This window comes from Streptomyces sp. NPDC034049, assembly GCF_055575575.1.
Window position 1 is genome coordinate 272,069 of the sequence record NZ_JBVISJ010000004.1, and the last position, 17,592, is coordinate 289,660.

The following is a 17,592-nucleotide window of genomic DNA, read 5'->3' on the forward strand; positions in this document are numbered from 1 at the left end:
GACCGCGATCCGGAGAGGAGCAGGCGATGGGGGACACGCACACGATGAGGGTCGGCCGCCGTACCGTCGAGATCCACCGGCCGGACAAGGTGCTGTTCCCCGCCGACGGCGAGGGCGGCGGCAAGGAGTACACCAAGGGCGATATCGTCGCCTACCACCGTGCCGTCGCCCCCTTCATGCTGCCCCATCTGCGCGGGCGCCCGCTGATGCTGGAACGGCACCCCGACGGGCTCGACGGGCCCATGTTCATGCAGAAGAACACCCCCGAGCACTACCCGGAGTGGATCGAACGCGTCGAGGTGCCCAAGGAGGGCGGCACGGTCGTCCACCCGGTCTGTGACGACGCGGCCACCCTCGTGTACCTCGCCGACCAGGCCTGTCTCACCCTGCACCGCTGGCTCTCCCGGACCGGAGACGTCGACCGGCCCGACCGGCTGGTCCTCGACCTCGATCCCGCCGTGGACGACTTCGCGCAGGTCCGGGAGGCGGCCCGGGACGTACGGGAGCTGCTCGACCGGCTGAAACTGCCGTCCGTGCCGATGACCACCGGCTCCCGGGGCGTCCATGTCGTCGTGCCGCTCAACGGGCACGACGACTTCGACACGGTGCGCGGCTTCGCCCGGGAGATCGCCGAGGAACTCGTCCGCGCCCATCCAGAGCGGCTCACCGTCGAGCCCCGCAAGAAGGACCGGGGCGACCGGCTCTACCTGGACATCCAGCGCAACGCCTACGCCCAGACCGCCGTCGCCCCCTACACCGTGCGCGCACGCCCCGGCGCGCCCGTGGCCACGCCCCTGACCTGGGAACAGCTGGACGATCCGGCCGTCGACGCCCGCCGCTGGACCCTGGCGGACGCCGTCGACCAGGCCCGCACCGATCCCTGGGCCGGGGCGATGCGCCGGGGCCGGGCGCTGGGCCCGGCGCGGCGCAGGCTCGCGGCGCGGCGCGGCTGACACCGACAGGTTTGGCCAACGGCCGGGGGGCCACTCGGTGTTCGAGGTGGCCATGTCGAACACATCGAACACATCAAAAACACAGAATTCACGTACGGCGCACGAGTCGGACGAGTCAGGCGAAAGCGAAGAGGCACGGGCATCGACGGACGAGCGCCCCAGCCCCATGCAGGTACTGCGGCATGCGCGGACCCAGCTCGCGGAGCTGACCGGCATGGCGCCCGAGTCCGTGTCGTCGTTCGAGCAGACCGAGGACGGCTGGATCTTGGAAGTCGAGGTCCTGGAGATCGCCAGGGTCCCCGACACGATGAGCCTGCTCGCGAGCTACCGGGTGGAACTCGACCCCGGGGGCGAGCTCACCGGCTACCGGCGCGTCCGCCGTTACGAGCGCGGGAGGGCTGACCCACATCGCCCCGGTGGCCGGTAGGCCGCGTCCCGCTCCAGACACCCACAGACAAGGAGGATCAGCCGGCATGACCGTAGTCCCGGCACAGCAGTCCGGCGGCGGAGGCGGCAGCAGCGGCCTGTACGACGTCCTGGAACTCATTCTCGACAGGGGGCTCGTCATCGACGCCTTCGTGCGAGTCTCCCTGGTCGGCATCGAGATCCTGAAGATCGACGTCCGGGTCGTCGTGGCCAGCGTCGACACCTATCTGCGCTTCGCCGAGGCGTGCAACCGGCTCGACCTGGAGGCCGGGCCGCGCAAGAACCCCGGCCTGCCGGACCTCGTCGGTGAGATCACCGAGTCCGGCGCGCGCGGCAAGTCCAAGGGGGCGCTGTCCGGCGCCGCCGAGACGATCTCCGACGCCTTCAAGCAGGCCCGCGAGGAGGGTCAGTCCGAGTCGCGGCCGCGGGCCCGCAAGACCACGAGCTCGCGCAAGAGGGAGGAACAGGAGTGAGCACGTATGTCTACGGCATCACCGCGAGCTCGCACCCCGGCCTCCCCGAGGGCATGGGCGGGGTGGGCGACCCCGCGCGCCCGGTGCGCATCCTCAAGGAGGGAGAGCTGGCGGCGATCGTCAGCGAGGCCCCCGAGGGGCTGCGCCCCAAGCGCAAGGATCTGCTCGCCCACCAGAACGTCCTGAGCGAGGCGGGCGCGGGCGGCCCCCTGCTGCCCATGCGCTTCGGCAGTGTCGCCCCGGACGACGCGTCCGTCACCGGGGTGCTCGCCGAACGCGCGGAGCACTACACGGAACGGCTCGGCGCCCTCGACGGCAAGGTCGAGTACAACGTGAAGGCCAGCCACGACGAAGAGGCCGTGCTGCATCGCGTGATGGGGGAGAACCCCGAGCTGCGGGCCATGACCGAGGCAAACCGGCAGGCGGGTGGCGGTACCTACGAGGACCGGCTGCGGCTCGGCGAGATGGTCGTCGCCGCCGTGCAGGCCCGGGAGGCCGACGACGCGACGGAGCTGCGGCAGGCGCTGGAGCCGGCCGCCGAGGCCATCAGCGCGGGCCCCGAGTCGACCGGCTGGCTGGCCAATCTGTCGTTCCTCGTGGACCGGCAGTCGGCCGCGGGCTTCCTCGAAGCGGTGGAGGCGGTCCGCAAGAGCCATCCGCACATCGAGGTGCGGGTGAACGGACCGCTGCCGCCGTACAGCTTCGTCGAGCCGGGGCCCGCGGAGCCCGCCGAGACGACGCACTGACAGCACGTGACGGCCGAGGAGGCACGTGATGGGACTGATCACCGAGGTGCTGCTGCTGCCGTTCGCACCGGTGCGCGGCAGCCTCTGGACGGTGAGACAGGTGCTCACCGAGGCCGAGCGCCAGTACTACGACCCGGCGGCCGTCCGCGCCGATCTCGCCCGCCTCGAGCAGCGGCTCGAGGCGGGCGAGATCGATGAGGACGAGTTCGACCGCCTGGAGGACGAGCTCCTGGAGCGGCTGGAGATCAGCGCGCGGAGGAGCACAGGAACCGGCGACGGGACGACACAATGAATCGAATCGGACTGGGCCTCGCGGTAGGGGCCGGATACGTCCTCGGACGTACCAAGAAGATGAAACTCGCGTTCGCCATCGGCACCATGGTGGCCGGCAAGCGGATGCACCTCAACCCACGGGCGCTCGCGGAGCTGGCATCACAGCAGCTGCAGAACAACCCCCAGTTCAAGGAGCTCGGGGACCAGCTCCGCGAGGACCTGCGCGGCGCGGGCAAGGCGGCCACCGGGGCGCTGGTCGAGCGGCAGATCGAAGGGCTCGCCGACCGGCTGCACGGGCGTACCTCGCAGGTGCGCGACCAACTCGCCGGGGTGACGCCCGACGTGTCCGGACGCGACGAGGACGAGGAGGAGCCGGAGCCCGGCCACGAAGCGCCCGAGGAGTCGCGACGGTCATCGCGCGGGCAGGCGGCGAAGAAGCCCCCGCCCAGGAAGGCCGCCGCCAAGAAGACGGCCGCCAAGAAGACCGCCCCGGCGAAGAAGGCGGCTCAGACGAAGAAGACCGCACCGGCCAAGAAGGCGGCTCGCAAGGCCACGCGGTCACGGACGACGAGAGGAGGCGGCGGCGATGACTGAGACCCTCGGAAAGGCGACCGGCCGCGCGACCGGCGAGGTGGCGGACCGGGCGAAGGACGCGACGAAGAGCAATCCGCTCTCCGACGTCGCCCACAGCGAGGCCGTCGACCATCTCAAGGCCGAGGCCCGGGAGTACGTGGCCGCGCAGGCCCAGCGGCTGCTTGTCGGCGCCGGCCGCAAACTCGGCGAGACGACCGGCAAGCTCAACGACATCGCCGACGGCAACAGCCCCGGCTTCGCCAAGCTGGCCCTCGACGGCGGCCGCAAGCTCGCCGAGGGCAAGGGGCCGCTGCGCACCGCCCTGGAGGTGGGCGCCGGCCGTGTCAAGGACAACGTGGTCGGCGCGTTCAAGAACCTCGGCGGCGGCAAGGGCAAACCCAAGGGAAGCTCGGGCAACAAGCCCACGGTGATCATCGAGTCCATCGACGTCGGGGTGCCGGTGCGGACCGCGTACGACCAGTGGACCCAGTACCAGAGCTTCAGCACCTTCGCCAAGGGGGTGAAGAGCGCCAACCGGGCCGACGACACCCACTCCGACTGGCAGATGAAGATCTTCTGGTCCAGCCGCGGCTGGAAGGCGCAGACCACCGAACAGGTGCCCGACCAGCGGATCACCTGGACGTCGGAGGGCGCCAAGGGCACCACGAAGGGCGCGGTCACCTTCCACTCCCTCGCCGACGACCTCACCCGAGTCCTGCTGGTCATCGAGTACTACCCGCAGGGCTTCTTCGAGAAGACCGGCAACATCTGGCGTGCCCAGGGCCGCCGGGCCCGGCTCGACCTCAAGAACTTCGCCCGCTTCATCACCTTCAAGGGCGAGGCCGAGGACGGCTGGCGCGGCGAGATCCGCGACGGCGACGTCGTCGTCAGCCACGAGGACGCCGTCGCCGAGGAGGAGCGGGAGGACGAGGAACAGGAGGAGCTGCCCGAGGGCGAGGCGTCGGAGGACGGCGAGGCCGAGGGCGAGTACGAGGAGGACGAGGACGCCGACGAGGCCGAGTCGGACGAGGAGCCGCGTGACTCCGACGAGGCGGACGAGGCCGAGGAGTCCGACGAGGACGAAGAGGCCGAAGGGTACGTCGACGAGGACGAGGAAGGCGACCTGGAGGACCCGGACGAGGTACCGGAGGGCGAGTACGAGGACGCTCCCGAGGCCGAGGGCGACGCCGGGGAGGACATCGACGAGGAACCGTACGAGGATGAGGACGAGGAGCGGGCCGCCGCCGGCGGGAGTCGCCGATGACGTTCCCGAGCCGAGTCCCCGAGCCGTACGGGCAGAACGGGAGTGCCAACCTGGCCGACATCCTGGAGCGTGTCCTCGACAAGGGCCTGGTGATCGCGGGTGACATCCGCATCAACCTGCTCGACATCGAACTGCTCACCATCAAGTTGCGCCTGATCGTCGCCTCCGTCGACAAGGCCAAGGAGATGGGGATCGACTGGTGGGAGACCGACCCGGCGTTGTCGTCCCACGCGCGCCGTGACGAACTCTCCCGTGAGAATGCCGAGTTGCGCGCCCGGCTCGCGGAGCTGGACGACGGCGGGCTCCGGCGGGAGCCGGAGCCCGCCATCGAACGCGGTCGCGCCAGAGAGGAGCCCTCATGACCGGACTGCGGTACGTGTACGCCGTCTGCCGCCCCTTCGACGCCGCGCTCCAGTCCCAGCTCAAGGGCGTCGCGGGGGCGCCGCCCCGGCAACTGCGCCACCACGACCTGATCGCCGTGGTCAGCGAGGTGCCGGAGCGCGACTTCGCGGAGCAACCGCTCCGCGCCCATCTGGAGGACCTGGACTGGCTGACCGAGACGGCCCGGGCCCACCAGAGCGTGATCGACGCCCTCACCGTCGTCACCACCCCGCTGCCGCTCCGGCTCGGCACCGTCTTCCGTGACGACAGCGGCGTACGGGTCATGCTGGAGGCCCGCGAGGAGGGCTTCCGACGCACCCTGGACCGGCTCGCGGGCCGGGTGGAGTGGGGCGTCAAGATCTACGCCGAGTCCGAGGAGCGGGAGCCGTCCCAGGCGCCCGCGAAGGTCTCCAGCGGGCGTGACTATCTGCGGCAGCGGAGGCGCAGCCACCGGGCCCACGAGGAGATGTGGGAGAACGCCGACCGGTTCGCCCGCCGACTGCACGACACTCTCGCGGAATTCGCCGAGGACACCCGGCTGCACGCGCCGCAGAATTCCGCCCTCTCCGGCGTTCCCGGACGCAATGTGCTCAACGCGGCCTATTTGGTGCCGCGCGCGCATTCCGAGGAATTCGTGGAACTGGTGGACCGTACGAAAGGTGAGGAACCGGGATTGCGGGTGGAACTCACCGGGCCGTGGGCCGCCTATTCCTTCAGCGGGGAGACGACCGGGGCCGGGGAGGAAAGCCCGTGACCGTGATCGAACGCCGTGAGGTGGCCCTCGTCGACCTCCTCGACCGGCTGCTGGCCGGCGGGGTCGTCATCACCGGGGACCTCACCCTGCGCATCGCCGACGTGGACCTCGTCCGCATCGATCTGAACGCGCTGATCAGCTCTGTGAACGCACAGGTCCCGTCACCCTGGGGAGGAACCGAGTGAGCGGCCGCAACCGTCTCGAACTGGAGCCCGACACCGTCGAGAGGGACCTGGTCAAGCTGGTCCTGACCGTCGTCGAGCTGCTCCGTCAGCTCATGGAGCGGCAGGCGCTGCGCCGCTTCGACACCGGAGAGCTCTCGGAGGACCAGGAGGAGCGCATCGGGCTCACGCTGATGCTGCTGGACGACCGGATGACCGAACTCCGCGAGCGCTACGGCCTGCGGCCCGAGGACCTGAATCTGGACCTCGGGCCGCTCGGACCGTTGCTACCGCGGGAGTGACGTCACCACCTGTACCAGCGGCTCCTTCCTCCGGAGGCGGACGTGCCGCGCACCAGGAAGCCGAGGAGCCACAGCACCAGGACGGCCAATGCGATGTACCAGAGAACCTTCACCGCGAATCCGGCGCCGAAGAGAATGAGCACCAGAAGCAGTACCAGCAGGATGGGAACCATGATGCGAACCTCCTGATGGTCCGTGTTTCCCGAATTCCCGCTTTCAGGCCGACTTGCGGCAGAGAATTTCTCCGTGCAGTACGGCGAACCAGCCGTCCTCCTGTCGTCCCCATTCCCGCCAGGACTCCGCGATCGCCCGCAATTGCCCGGCCGTGGCGTGACCGGTCTCGGTGGCCCGTTCGGCGTAGGCCGAGGCCACCGTCCGGTCCGCCCACAGGCCGCTCCACCAGGCCCGCTCCTCCGCCGTGGCGTAGGTCCAGGTGGCGGAGGTGGCCGTGATGTCGGTGAGCCCGGCGCGCAGCGCCCAGGACTTCAGCCGGCGCCCCGCGTCGGGCTCACCGCCGTTGGCCCGGGCCACCCGGCGGTACAGGTCCAGCCAGTCGTTCATGCCCGCCGACTCCGGGAACCAGGTCATCGCGGCGTAGTCCGAGTCGCGGACGGCGACGATGCCGCCCGGCCTGGTCACCCGGCGCATCTCGCGCAGGGCCTGTACCGGGTCGCCGACGTGCTGGAGCACCTGGTGCGCGTGCACCACACAGAAGGTGTCGTCGGGGAAGTCCAGGGCGTGGACGTCCGCGACGGCGAAGTCCGTGTTCGTCAGGCCGCGTTCGGCGGCCGTGGCCCGGGCCCGGTCCAGGATGCCGGGCGCGTGGTCGACGCCGGTGACATGGCCGTCCGGAACCAGGGCCGCCAGGTCCGCGGTGATGGTGCCCGGCCCGCAGCCGATGTCCAGGACCTTCATGTGGGGCTTCAGCGAACCGAGGAGGTAGGCCGCCGAGTTGGCGGCCGTGCGCCAGGTGTGCGAGCGCAGCACCGACTCGTGGTGTCCATGCGTGTAGACGGCGGTCTCCTGTGCTTCGGGCATGGCCGTTCCCCTTCCCCGAGGACCGCGACGACCGCGGGTCCGTCCTCGAACCGTACGCGACCATGCCGGATGGTGAGACCGCCGTCTTGAATTGTGGACACGCCCGCGTCGGCGGCGAGGTGGGTCAGCTCATCGGTACGGGCCGGTACACCGTGAGCGCCTCCGGGAGCTTCCGGAGCGTCAGATCCCCCTGCACCTCGGCGACTTCGCCGTCGTACGCGAGGAGGGTGCCCGGTGCGATGCCGTCCACCCGGAGCCGCCGTACCCGGACCGCGGCGTGGGCCGGGGTCCGGGTCAGCGGGCCCGCGAGGGCCGCGGCCAGCAGCCGCAGGGCCGGCCGGCGGCCGCCGTGCACGACACGGACGTCCAGCAGGCCGTCGGCCAGGTCGAAACGCCGGGCGGGGGCGAGGCCCAGCCGGTGGTAGGTGCCGTTGCCCGCGAAGAGCAGCCAGATCGGGCGGGGCCGGCCCTCGAAGGTGGCCCGGAGCGGATGCCGGTCGGAGCGCAGCACCCGCAGGGCCGCGATGACGCCCGCGGGCCAGCCGCCGACCACCTTCTCCCAGCGCTCGCGCTCCCGCACCAGCTCGGGGTAGACGCCGAGGCTGAAGGTGTTGACGAAGTGGCCCTCCGTGTCGCCGGTGGTGAAGTGCCCGAGGTCCACCCGCACGGCCTCGCCCTGGCGCACCGCCCGGCCCAGGTCGCGCACGTCCTCCACGCCGAGGTCGTACGCGAAGTGGTTGAGCGTGCCGCCGGGCAGGACGGCGAGGGGGAGGCCGTGGCGCAGGGCCACCTCGGCGGCGGCGTTCACCGTGCCGTCGCCGCCGCACACGCCGAGCACCCGGGCGCGGGTGGCGGCCTTCTCCAGTTCGGCGCGCACGTCCTCCGGCTCGCACTCCACGGTCTCGGCCCCCGGCAGCACGTCCCGCAGGGCGCGCGCCCGGTCCGACGTGCCGGAGGCACGGTTGGCGACCACGACCAGGCCGTCGCCGTCCGGCAGCGCGGGCGCGTCCACGTAGGGGCGGCCGGGCGGGGGCAGCTGGTCACGGGTCGGCACCATGCCGCGTACGGCGTAGGCGGCGCCCACGCCCAGGGCGGCGCCCACCAGGACGTCGCTCGGGAAGTGCACGCCCGTGTACACCCGGGACAGCGCCACGGCGGCGGCCAGCGGGGCGACGGCGGCGCCCCAGCCGCGCGACTCCAGGGCGACACCGGCGGCGAAGGCGGCGGCCGAGGCGGAGTGGCCCGACGGGAACGAGGTGGTGATCGGCTGCCGCTTCAGCTGACGGGTCAGCGGCACGTTGTCCAGGACCGGGCGGGGGCGGCGGATCGAGCGCTTGCCGAGGGTGTTGATGGTCGCCGAGGCGAGTGCGAGCGAGGCGACGCCCCGGACGGCCGCCCGGCGGGCCCGCGGGCTGCGGGTCGCCGCGATCGCCGCCGCCGTGGCGAACCACAGCACCCCGTGGTTCGCGGCACGGCTCAGCTTCGGCAGGAGGGGATGCGCGCCCGGCCAGTCGCGGGTCGCCACCGCGTTGAACAGCCGGCTGTCCGCGGCGAGGAAACGGTCGCGCAGGATGTGGTGGCCCGGGGGGCGGACGGTGAGGTCGACGTCTGGGGTCATGTGTCCACGGGTACCCCATGGCGCCACAAGAGTGTCGGGCGGGGTGGGAACGGCCCCTGATATGTCGGGTAGCGAACTGATTGTCGTACCGGTGGTGGCCGTGCACAATGCACGGGACCGCCCTCGCCCCGTGTGCGAGGGCGGCTTGCGAGGAGGACGGGCCATGGTCGCCGTCTGGTGGTTGTCGGTGGCCGCGCTCGGTGGCGCGGCCACGGCCGCCCTGTCGACGTTTCTGCGGATGCGTGGGGCCGCCGCCGCACGGACCGCGGAACTGCGACAGCTGGAGCGGCTCGTGGAGCGACGGGCGGAACAGGTCACCGCGCTCAGCCATGAGCTGCGCACACCGCTCAGCATGATCAAGGGCTCGGTGGATCTGCTGCGCGAGGGGACGCCGGGCCCGCTGACGGCGGCGCAGGAGCGGCTGCTGCAGGTCGCCGACCACCAGTCCACGCAGGTCATCGGTCTGTGCGAGAGTCTGCTGATCCAGGCGAAGATCGAGGCCGGTCTCTTCACCCCGCGGATGGAGAAGGTGGACGTGTCGGTGGTGGTGCGCGACGTCGTCACCGCGATGCGACCGCTGTGCGCCCAGCGCGGGCAGCGGGTCGGTCTGGACGTGCCGCAGGTGATGCCGAGGATCCCGGCGGACCCCATGCTGCTGACCCAGGCGCTGACGAACCTGCTGTCCAACGCCAGCCGGTTCACCACCACGGGCGGCAGCATCGACGTCCGGGTCGCGCTGATCGACACCGGTGTCGCCGTCTACGTCACCGACGACGGCGCCGGGATGACGCGGGAGGAACGGCACCGGCTCTTCCACCGCTTCGCGACCGGGCGCCCCCTCGCCGACGGGACCGGCCTCGGCCTCGTGATCACGAAGACGGTGGTGGAACTGCACGGAGGCGAGATCATGGTGCACACCGCGTCGTCCCGGGGGACGACGTTCCTGCTGACCCTGCCGGACGCGTCATGACGGTGGAGACCAGGACGGCGGCGGGCCCCACCGCGCTGGTCGTCGACGACGAACCGCAGATGACGATCATCATCGAGTTCGCCCTGGAGACCCAGGGCTTCACGGTGCTCACCGCGCACGACGGGGCGACCGCCCTCAATCTGCTGCGCACCCGCGCCGTCGACCTGGTCGTCCTGGACGTGATGATGCCGGCGATGGACGGGCTCACCCTCTGCGGGCGGATCCGCGCCCGCTCGGACGTACCGGTCATGCTGCTCACCGCGCTCTCCCAGCACGACGACGTGATCGCCGGTCTGGAACACGGCGCGGACGACTACGTCACCAAGCCGTTCCACCCGCGTGAGGTGGCCCTGCGCGCCGAGGCACTGGTGCGACGGCACCGCCGGGGCAGCGGCGCCGCGCTACGCGTGGGCCGGCTGGTGATCGACCCGGTGGCGCAGTCGGCGAGCCTCGGCCCCCACCGGCTGGACCTGCCGTTCACGGAGTTCAAACTGCTGACCCATCTCGCCTCCCGGCGGGGCGTGCCGCAGTCCTGGCAGGACCTGCTCCGGGAGGTGTGGGGCACCTCGGACCTGCTGGGCGGCCGGGACGTCGTCAAGTCCACGGTGTACCGGCTGCGCTCGCGGCTGGCCGGGGTGCCGGGCGGCTCGGCGTACATCCGCACCCTGCGCGGGGTCGGCTATCTGATGCCGGACCTGCCCCCGGACGACACGGACACGGAGGGCGTCCCCACCGCCGCACCCGACGGGCCGCCCACAGGGTGACCGCGGGGTGAGCGGCCCCGACGACACACGTGACGTGTTCGGTGACGGCGCTGTCACCGGGGCTCACTCCGCCGTCACCGGGGCCCTGTTCACCCGCTCCTAATCTGGCCGAAACATCGCCCGGCCGAGCCGTACCAGGCCTGAGAATGCGGAGGTCAACGCCGTGACAGTCGTGACTAGGGGAAGACGCGCGCGCCGTGGCGCGGTATGGACGACGGCCCTCGCGGCCCTGGCCCTCGCCGCCGCGAGCGGCTGCGCCCGCGACACCGTCCAGGCCGGCTCCGGAGCGGACGGCGGCGTCGTGCACGTGGCCTGCGGCGCGACCGAGGAGTGGTGCGCCGCCACCACGGAGCGGTTCGCCGACACCACCGGGGTGAAGGCCGACTTCGTCCGCCTCTCCAGCGGCGAGGCCCTCGCCCGCATCCAGGCCGGCAAGGGCAACGCCGAGTTCGACGTCTGGTACGGCGGCCCCGCAGACGGATACGCGGCCGCCGGCGACCAGGGCCTGCTGGAGCCCTATGTGTCGGAGAACGCCGCGGCCATCCCCGCGAAGTACAAGGACGTCTCCGGGCTGTGGACCGGCGTCTACGTCGGCGCGCTCGGTTTCTGCAGCAACAAGGAACTGCTGAAGGAGAAGGGTCTCGACGCCCCGCGCTCCTGGGCCGACCTCCTCGACCCGAAGCTCAAGAAGGACATCGGCATCGCGCACCCCTCCACCTCGGGCACCGCGTACACGGCCCTGTGGACGCAGGTGCAACTGGCCGGCGGCGACGAGGCCAAGGCGCTCGACTACATGCGCGACCTGCACCCGAACGTGCTCCAGTACACCAAGTCCGGCGCCGCCCCCGCGCAGATGACGGCCCGCGGCGAGGTCGCCGTCGGCGTGATCTTCTCCCACGACTGCATCGCCACCCAGGAAGCCGGTTTCCCCGACCTCGAAGTGACCTTCCCGTCGGAGGGCACCGGCTACGAGACCGGCGGAGTCGCGCTGGTCAGGGGCGCGAAGAACCACGAGAGCGCGAAGAAGTTCGTCGACTGGGCGCTGACCCCCGAGGCCCAGGAGATCGGCCCGAGCGTCAAGGCCTACCAGTTCCCGACCAACCCCGCCGCCAAGGTCTCGGACAAGGTCGTCGACCTGGCGAGCATCAAGGTCGTGGACTACGACGCCGCCGAGGCCGGGGCGCGGAAGACGGCGCTGACCAAGTGGTTCGACGACGAAGTCGCGCAGGCGCCCAAGTCATGACCGCGATCCTCTCCGACCGTGAGCCGGCCACCCCCGCGCGGGTGGCGGCTCCGCGCCGGCGCCGCCGGGCCGATCTGGGCGTCAGGGTCCTGATCGCCGTCGTCGCCCTGCTCGTGGTGGTCGGCGCCGTCGTGCCGCTGGTCGCGGTGCTCGCCACCGCCTTCGCCCCCGACGCGCTGCCCCGCTACGCCGAGTTCTTCACCTCTCGGGTCGACCTCGTCGTCCTGCGCAACACCCTCGTCCTCGGCGCCCTCGTCGGCCTCTGCGGTACGGCACTCGGCTTCCTGTTCGCCTTCGTGCAGACCCGGCTCGATGTGCCCGGCAAGAAGATCCTGCACGTCATCGCCCTGATGCCGATCGTCAGCCCGCCCTTCGCGATCGCCACCGCCACGGTCGTGCTGTACGGCCGGCGCGGCGTCGTCAGCAACGGCGTCCTCGGGGTGGAGTACGACATCTACGGCCTGGACGGGCTGGTGTTCGTCCTGTCGCTGTCCCTCTTCCCGGTGGCCTACCTGGGTCTGCTCGGCATGCTGCGCGGGCTGGACCCGGCCCTGGAGGAGGCCGCCATGAACATGGGCGCCTCGCGGTGGCGGATCCTGCGGACGCTGATCCTGCCGCTGGTGGCGCCCGGGCTGGTCGCGCCGTTCCTGCTGCTGTTCGTGGAGGCCATCGCCGACCTCGCCAACCCCCTGGTGCTCGGCGGCGACTACACGGTCCTCGCCAGCCGCGCCTATCTCGCGGTCACCGGCGAGTACGACATCACCGGCGCCGCCGTCTACTGCGTGATCCTGCTGGTGCCGTCGCTGGCCCTGTACTTCGGGCAGCGGCACTGGATGAGCCGCAAGGTCCGCACGACCATCACCGGCCGCCCCTCCGGCAGTGTCCACCTGATCACCGGCTGGGCCCGCTGGCCCTTCTACTCGCTGGCCCTGCTGGCGGCCGCGGTGATCCTGAGCCTCTACGGCACCGTCCTCGTCGGCTCGGTGACCCGGGTGTTCGGCGTCGACAACACCCTCACCCTCGACTACCTCCGGGAGGTCGTCGCCGGAGTCGGCGTGGAAGCCGTCCTGGACACCCTCCGGTTCGCCGCCATCGCCACCCCCGTCGCCGGCCTCGTCGGCCTGGTCATCGCCTGGCTGGTCGTACGGCATCTGGACCGCACGGCCTGGCTGCTCGACCTCGGCGGCACCCTCGGTGTCGCCGTCCCCGGCACCGTGCTCGGCATCGGCTTCGTCCTCGCCTACCGGCCCGACCGCTGGATCGGTCCCGTCCACGCCCTGCCCAGCCTGGTCGGCGGCAGCGCGATCGCCGGCGGCGCGGTCGCCATCGTCCTCGCCTACGTCGTCCGCAGCATCCCCGCCGGCCAGCGCACCGCCGTCGGCTCGCTCACCCAGCTGCACCCCTACATCGAGCAGGCCTCCACCGACCTGGGCGCCAGCCCGCTCCAGACGTTCCGCCGGGTGACCCTCCCCCTCATCCGCCCGGCACTGCTCACCGGGCTGAGCTACAGCTTCGCCCGCAGCATGACGTCCGTCTCGACGATCGTCCTGCTGGTCACCCCCCAGACGAAGATCATCACCTCCCAGGTCCTCAGCGCCGCGGGCACCGGCCGCTACGGCGTCGCCTTCGCCTACTGCACCGTGCTGACCGTGCTGGTACTGGCGGGCTTCGCCCTCATCCGTCTCCTCGTCGGCACGGGCGCCGCCCTCCACCGCACCGCCACCTCCGAAAGGCAGAAGTCATGACCGCCGCCGCGCCCGAACGCAACCTCGCGCCGACGCGCGAGACCGACAGCGGACATCTGCGGCTCGACGCCCTGACCAAGCGGTTCACCGGCCGCTCCGGCACCGTCACGGCCGTCGACAGCGTCTCGCTCGACATCGAACCCGGCGAGTTCATCACCCTGCTCGGCCCGTCCGGCTGCGGCAAGACCACCACCCTGCGGATGGTCGCCGGCTTCGAGGACTCCTCCAGCGGCGGCATCCTCCTCGACGGCCGGGCCATCGACGCCATGCCGCCGCAGCGCCGCCCCATGGCGATGGTGTTCCAGAGCTACGCGCTCTTCCCCCACATGACGGTCGCGGAGAACATCGCCTACGGGATGCGCCTGCAGCGGCGTACCCGCGACGACATCGCCACCAGCATGCGGATGGCCCTCACCAGCATGAACCTGGTCGGCCTGGAGGACCGCAGCCCGCACGAGCTGTCCGGCGGCCAGCAGCAGCGTGTCGCGCTGGCCCGCGCCCTGGTCGTCCAGCCGAAGGTCCTGCTCTTCGACGAACCGCTGTCCAACCTGGACGCCAAGCTGCGGGACGCGATGCGGGCCGAGATCCGGCGCATCCAGAAGATGTTCGGCATCACCAGCCTCTATGTCACCCACGACCAGGACGAGGCGATGAGCATGTCCGACCGGATCGTGGTGATGAACAAGGGCCGGGTGGAGCAGGCCGCCACCCCGGGCGAGATCTACGCCCGGCCGGCCAGCGTGTTCGTCGCCGACTTCATCGGCCGGGCGAACTTCCTGGAGGCGATGCCCGAGCGGGTCGTGGACGGACGGGGCACCGTGACCGTCCTCGGCCGACGGCTCACCGTCGCCGCCCATCCCAAGGTGACCGCCAAGGGCGCCGGCGCCTATCTGATGGTGCGGCCGGAGACGGCCCGGCTGTCCGCCGTCACCGACGGCGGCACCGGCATCGGCGCGGTCCTGCGCTCCACCTTCCACGGCGCGACGATCGACTACGAGGTGGAGACGACCGGCGGCACCGTCACGGTCACCGAGGCGGGTGTCGACCCCCGCGACGCCCTGACCGAGGGCACCAACGTCGACGTCGCCTTCGACCCGGACCGCGCCTACCTGCTCACCCAGGACTAGCGGCGCGCGTGCTCAGGGGCTGCCGCCGGCCACCGCGCGGCAGCCCCTGAGCTGCCGTTCTCCCGGCCAGGCACCCCGCCACGACGGCGGACGGGCCCGGCCGGGCGGTGGGGCGGGCAAATGGATTTGCCCGGGCCTTCGTCCGCCTCGGACAATGCGCCCCATGGGACATCTCGAAGCCGCTCACCTGGAGTACTACCTGCCGGACGGGAGGGCGCTGCTCGGGGACGTGTCCTTCCGGGTGGGGGAGGGGTCGGTCGTCGCGCTCGTCGGGCCCAACGGGGCCGGCAAGACGACGCTGCTGCGGCTGATCTCCGGGGAGCTGAAGCCGCACGGCGGATCGGTCACCGTCACCGGGGGTCTCGGGGTGATGCGGCAGTTCGTCGGCTCCGTGCGGGACGAGACGACCGTGCGGGACCTGCTGGTGTCGGTCGCCCAGCCCGGGATCAGGGAGGCCGCGAAGGCGGTCGACGCCGCCGAGCACGGGATCATGACCGTGGACGACGAGGCCGCCCAGCTGGCCTACGCGCAGGCCCTCTCCGACTGGGCCGAGGTACGCGGCTACGAGGCCGAGACCCTGTGGGACATCTGCACCATGGCCGCGCTCGGCGTGCCGTACGAGAAGGCACAGTGGCGGCAGGTGCGCACGCTCTCCGGCGGTGAGCAGAAGCGGCTCGTCCTGGAGGCGCTGCTGCGCGGCACCGACCAGGTGCTCCTCCTGGACGAGCCCGACAACTACCTCGACGTCCCCGGCAAGCGCTGGCTGGAGGAACGGCTGAAGGAGACCCGCAAGACGGTCCTCTTCGTCTCCCACGACCGGGAACTGCTCTCCCGTGCCGCCGAGAAGATCGTCAGCGTGGAGCCGGGCCCGGCGGGCGCCGACGCCTGGGTGCACGGCGGTGGGTTCGACACCTACCACGAGGCCCGGCGGCAGCGCTTCGAGCGTTTCGAGGAACTGCGGCGCCGCTGGGACGAGAAGCACGCCCAGCTGAAGAAGCTGGTGCTGACGCTCCGTCAGGCAGCCGCCGTCAGCCATGAGATGGCCTCCCGGTACGCCGCCGCGCAGACCCGGCTGCGCAAGTTCGAGGAGGCCGGGCCGCCCCCGGAGCCGCCGCGCGAGCAGGACATCACCATGCGGCTCAAGGGCGGCCGCACCGGCGTGCGGGCCGTGACCTGCGCGGGGCTGGAGCTGACGGGCCTGATGAAACCCTTCGACCTGGAGGTCTTCTACGGCGAGCGGGTCGCCGTCCTCGGCTCCAACGGCTCGGGCAAGTCGCACTTCCTGCGGCTGCTCGCCGGGGACGACGTGGCCCACACGGGGCAGTGGAAGCTCGGCGCCAGGGTCGTGCCGGGGCACTTCGCGCAGACGCACGCCCATCCCGAGCTGGAGGGGCGGACCCTGCTCGACATCCTGTGGAAGGAGCACGCGCAGGACCGGGGCGCCGCCATGTCCCGGCTGCGCCGCTACGAACTGACCAGGCAGGCCGAGCAGCCCTTCGACCGGCTCTCGGGCGGCCAGCAGGCCCGCTTCCAGATCCTGCTGCTGGAACTCCAGGGCGTCACCGCGCTGCTGCTCGACGAGCCCACGGACAACCTCGACCTGGAGTCGGCCGAGGCGCTCCAGGAAGGACTGGAGGCCTTCGACGGGACCGTGCTCGCGGTCACCCACGACCGCTGGTTCGCTCGTTCGTTCGATCGCTATCTGGTCTTCGGCTCCGACGGCCGGGTCCGCGAGACCCCCGAACCCGTCTGGGACGAGCGACGTGTGGAGCGCGCCCGCTAGGGATGTTCCGAAAGGCCCGCGCGGGGGCCCGGGGGCCCGGATCTTCGTACAGTGGAGGGAGGACCCACCGAGATCGGGGTACCACCATGACCGGAGTGCACCCGGACCAACTGGACGACCAGCAGTTGATGAAGGAACTGGAGTCGATCCACCGCACACGGCACGACACGCTGCTGCACGGGTCGACCGAGGCGCTGCGCACGCACAACGAACGGATGGCCCAGCTGGAGGGCGAGTATCTGCGCCGTCACCCGCGCCGGCCGGTCGTCCCGGGCCGTACGCGCGACGGCGCGCGGGATCGAGGGCCGGCGACGACATGAGACCCGGCGCGACCGCGAGGAGGCGTGCGCTGCTCGACCGGCACGCCGAGGCCCAGGACCTCTTCGGCGCGCGGGTCCACTCCGTCCGGGACGACCAGTGGGGGGCGGACACGCCCTGCGCCGAGTGGTCGGTCCGCGACCTCGTCAACCACCTCGTCTCCGAGCAGCTGTGGGTGCCCTCGCTGGTCCGGGACGGCTGCATGATCGAGGAGGTCGGCGACACGTTCGGCGGGGATCTGCTGGGGCCCGAGCCCGCGGCCTCCTGGGACACCGCCGCCCACTCCGCGCGTGAGGCGTTCACGGCGCCCGGCGCGCTGGACCGCACGGTCCACCTGTCCTACGGCGACACCCCGGCGACCGCGTACTGCGCGCAGATGGTCGCCGATCTCGTCGTGCACGCGTGGGATCTGTCGCGGGCGATCGGGGCGGACGAGCGGCTGCCGGGGGTGCTGGTGCGGTTCGCGGTGGACGAGATCGCTCCGTACGCCGGTGATCTGGAGAAGAGCGGGTTGTTCGCGGCGCCGGTGGCTCCGCCGGTGGGGGCGGACGCGCAGACCAGGTTGTTGTGTCTGCTCGGGCGGAGGCCTTAGCGCCGGAGGTATGAGGGCCGGTTCGGGGGTGGGGGTGGTGGTGCGTCGCGGGGTGCGGGTGCGTCGTGGTTGCTCGCGCAGTTCCCCG

Annotated in this window: 22 protein-coding genes; 19 read left to right on the top strand and 3 right to left on the bottom strand. The window is 71.6% G+C overall.

All coding sequences use genetic code 11. The features are described from left to right. Positions 1-26: 26 nt before the first annotated feature. From ligD to ACZ52C_RS14465, 11 genes are read left to right on the top strand one after another with little or no spacing between them, the layout of a single operon-like run. Positions 27-953: a non-homologous end-joining DNA ligase gene (gene ligD, locus ACZ52C_RS14415; RefSeq protein ID WP_469075020.1), complete on the top strand. Its 927-nt coding sequence runs from the start codon at positions 27-29 to the stop codon at positions 951-953. A 52-nt stretch (positions 954-1,005) separates the two neighbouring features. Then, positions 1,006-1,380 (top strand): gas vesicle protein GvpO, encoded by a 375-nt coding sequence (locus ACZ52C_RS14420; protein ID WP_469075342.1) that lies wholly within the window; start codon positions 1,006-1,008, stop codon positions 1,378-1,380. A 46-nt stretch (positions 1,381-1,426) separates the two neighbouring features. Next, positions 1,427-1,852: a gas vesicle structural protein GvpA gene (locus ACZ52C_RS14425; RefSeq protein WP_033529797.1), complete on the top strand. Its 426-nt coding sequence runs from the start codon at positions 1,427-1,429 to the stop codon at positions 1,850-1,852. Then, the gene (locus ACZ52C_RS14430) at positions 1,849-2,598 is read left to right on the top strand and encodes a GvpL/GvpF family gas vesicle protein (protein WP_469075021.1); all 750 of its coding nucleotides are present in this window, start codon (positions 1,849-1,851) and stop codon (positions 2,596-2,598) included. The genes ACZ52C_RS14425 and ACZ52C_RS14430 overlap by 4 nt, the downstream gene beginning before the upstream one ends. A 28-nt stretch (positions 2,599-2,626) precedes the next feature. Further along, positions 2,627-2,890: a gas vesicle protein GvpG gene (locus ACZ52C_RS14435; protein WP_469075022.1), complete on the top strand. Its 264-nt coding sequence runs from the start codon at positions 2,627-2,629 to the stop codon at positions 2,888-2,890. Continuing rightward, complete coding sequence (locus tag ACZ52C_RS14440) at positions 2,887-3,465, top strand: DNA primase (RefSeq protein WP_469075023.1); 579 nt, start codon at positions 2,887-2,889, stop codon at positions 3,463-3,465. The genes ACZ52C_RS14435 and ACZ52C_RS14440 overlap by 4 nt, the downstream gene beginning before the upstream one ends. Continuing rightward, positions 3,458-4,708: an SRPBCC family protein gene (locus tag ACZ52C_RS14445; protein WP_469075024.1), complete on the top strand. Its 1,251-nt coding sequence runs from the start codon at positions 3,458-3,460 to the stop codon at positions 4,706-4,708. The genes ACZ52C_RS14440 and ACZ52C_RS14445 overlap by 8 nt, the downstream gene beginning before the upstream one ends. Continuing rightward, positions 4,705-5,070 carry a gas vesicle protein gene (locus tag ACZ52C_RS14450; RefSeq protein ID WP_220645509.1) on the top strand — a complete coding sequence of 122 codons (366 nt, stop codon included), beginning with the start codon at positions 4,705-4,707 and terminating at the stop codon, positions 5,068-5,070. The genes ACZ52C_RS14445 and ACZ52C_RS14450 overlap by 4 nt, the downstream gene beginning before the upstream one ends. Then, positions 5,067-5,843, top strand: coding sequence for a GvpL/GvpF family gas vesicle protein (locus ACZ52C_RS14455; protein WP_469075025.1), 777 nt, complete (start codon positions 5,067-5,069; stop codon positions 5,841-5,843). Before ACZ52C_RS14450 ends, ACZ52C_RS14455 begins: the two co-directional genes overlap by 4 nt. Next, complete coding sequence (locus ACZ52C_RS14460) at positions 5,840-6,028, top strand: gas vesicle protein (RefSeq protein ID WP_045556597.1); 189 nt, start codon at positions 5,840-5,842, stop codon at positions 6,026-6,028. Before ACZ52C_RS14455 ends, ACZ52C_RS14460 begins: the two co-directional genes overlap by 4 nt. Further along, entirely contained in the window at positions 6,025-6,306 is a 282-nt protein-coding gene (locus tag ACZ52C_RS14465) for a gas vesicle protein K (protein ID WP_045556598.1), read from the top strand. The genes ACZ52C_RS14460 and ACZ52C_RS14465 overlap by 4 nt, the downstream gene beginning before the upstream one ends. 2 nt (positions 6,307-6,308) lie before the next feature. Here the strand turns inward: ACZ52C_RS14465 and ACZ52C_RS14470 are convergent, their stop codons facing one another. From ACZ52C_RS14470 to ACZ52C_RS14480, 3 genes are all read right to left on the bottom strand, one after another. Further along, positions 6,309-6,479, bottom strand: coding sequence for a hypothetical protein (locus ACZ52C_RS14470; protein WP_033529789.1), 171 nt, complete (start codon positions 6,477-6,479; stop codon positions 6,309-6,311). 43 nt (positions 6,480-6,522) lie between these two features. Continuing rightward, complete coding sequence (locus ACZ52C_RS14475) at positions 6,523-7,344, bottom strand: class I SAM-dependent methyltransferase (RefSeq protein ID WP_469075026.1); 822 nt, start codon at positions 7,342-7,344, stop codon at positions 6,523-6,525. Positions 7,345-7,468: 124 nt separating this feature from the next. Next, a complete protein-coding gene (locus ACZ52C_RS14480) occupies positions 7,469-8,962 on the bottom strand; it encodes a phosphatase PAP2 family protein (RefSeq protein WP_469075027.1) in 1,494 nt (497 codons plus the stop codon). Between the two features lie 163 nt (positions 8,963-9,125). Here ACZ52C_RS14480 and ACZ52C_RS14485 point away from each other — a divergent pair, with 163 nt between their 5' ends. From ACZ52C_RS14485 to ACZ52C_RS14520, 8 genes are all read left to right on the top strand, one after another. After that, positions 9,126-9,932: a sensor histidine kinase gene (locus ACZ52C_RS14485; RefSeq protein ID WP_469075028.1), complete on the top strand. Its 807-nt coding sequence runs from the start codon at positions 9,126-9,128 to the stop codon at positions 9,930-9,932. Beyond that, a complete protein-coding gene (locus ACZ52C_RS14490) occupies positions 9,929-10,696 on the top strand; it encodes a response regulator transcription factor (protein WP_469075029.1) in 768 nt (255 codons plus the stop codon). Before ACZ52C_RS14485 ends, ACZ52C_RS14490 begins: the two co-directional genes overlap by 4 nt. 163 nt (positions 10,697-10,859) lie before the next feature. After that, positions 10,860-11,939 (top strand): ABC transporter substrate-binding protein, encoded by a 1,080-nt coding sequence (locus ACZ52C_RS14495; protein ID WP_469075030.1) that lies wholly within the window; start codon positions 10,860-10,862, stop codon positions 11,937-11,939. After that, the gene (locus ACZ52C_RS14500; protein ID WP_469075031.1) at positions 11,936-13,684 is read left to right on the top strand and encodes an ABC transporter permease; all 1,749 of its coding nucleotides are present in this window, start codon (positions 11,936-11,938) and stop codon (positions 13,682-13,684) included. Before ACZ52C_RS14495 ends, ACZ52C_RS14500 begins: the two co-directional genes overlap by 4 nt. Beyond that, the gene (locus tag ACZ52C_RS14505) at positions 13,681-14,811 is read left to right on the top strand and encodes an ABC transporter ATP-binding protein (protein ID WP_469075032.1); all 1,131 of its coding nucleotides are present in this window, start codon (positions 13,681-13,683) and stop codon (positions 14,809-14,811) included. The genes ACZ52C_RS14500 and ACZ52C_RS14505 overlap by 4 nt, the downstream gene beginning before the upstream one ends. Before the next feature lie 163 nt (positions 14,812-14,974). Continuing rightward, entirely contained in the window at positions 14,975-16,594 is a 1,620-nt protein-coding gene (locus ACZ52C_RS14510) for an ABC-F family ATP-binding cassette domain-containing protein (RefSeq protein WP_469075033.1), read from the top strand. Positions 16,595-16,680: 86 nt separating this feature from the next. After that, the gene (locus ACZ52C_RS14515; protein WP_469075034.1) at positions 16,681-16,914 is read left to right on the top strand and encodes a DUF6158 family protein; all 234 of its coding nucleotides are present in this window, start codon (positions 16,681-16,683) and stop codon (positions 16,912-16,914) included. Beyond that, positions 16,911-17,504, top strand: a complete 594-nt coding sequence (locus ACZ52C_RS14520) for a TIGR03086 family metal-binding protein (protein WP_469075035.1) — start codon at positions 16,911-16,913, stop codon at positions 17,502-17,504. Before ACZ52C_RS14515 ends, ACZ52C_RS14520 begins: the two co-directional genes overlap by 4 nt. Positions 17,505-17,592: the final 88 nt, after the last annotated feature.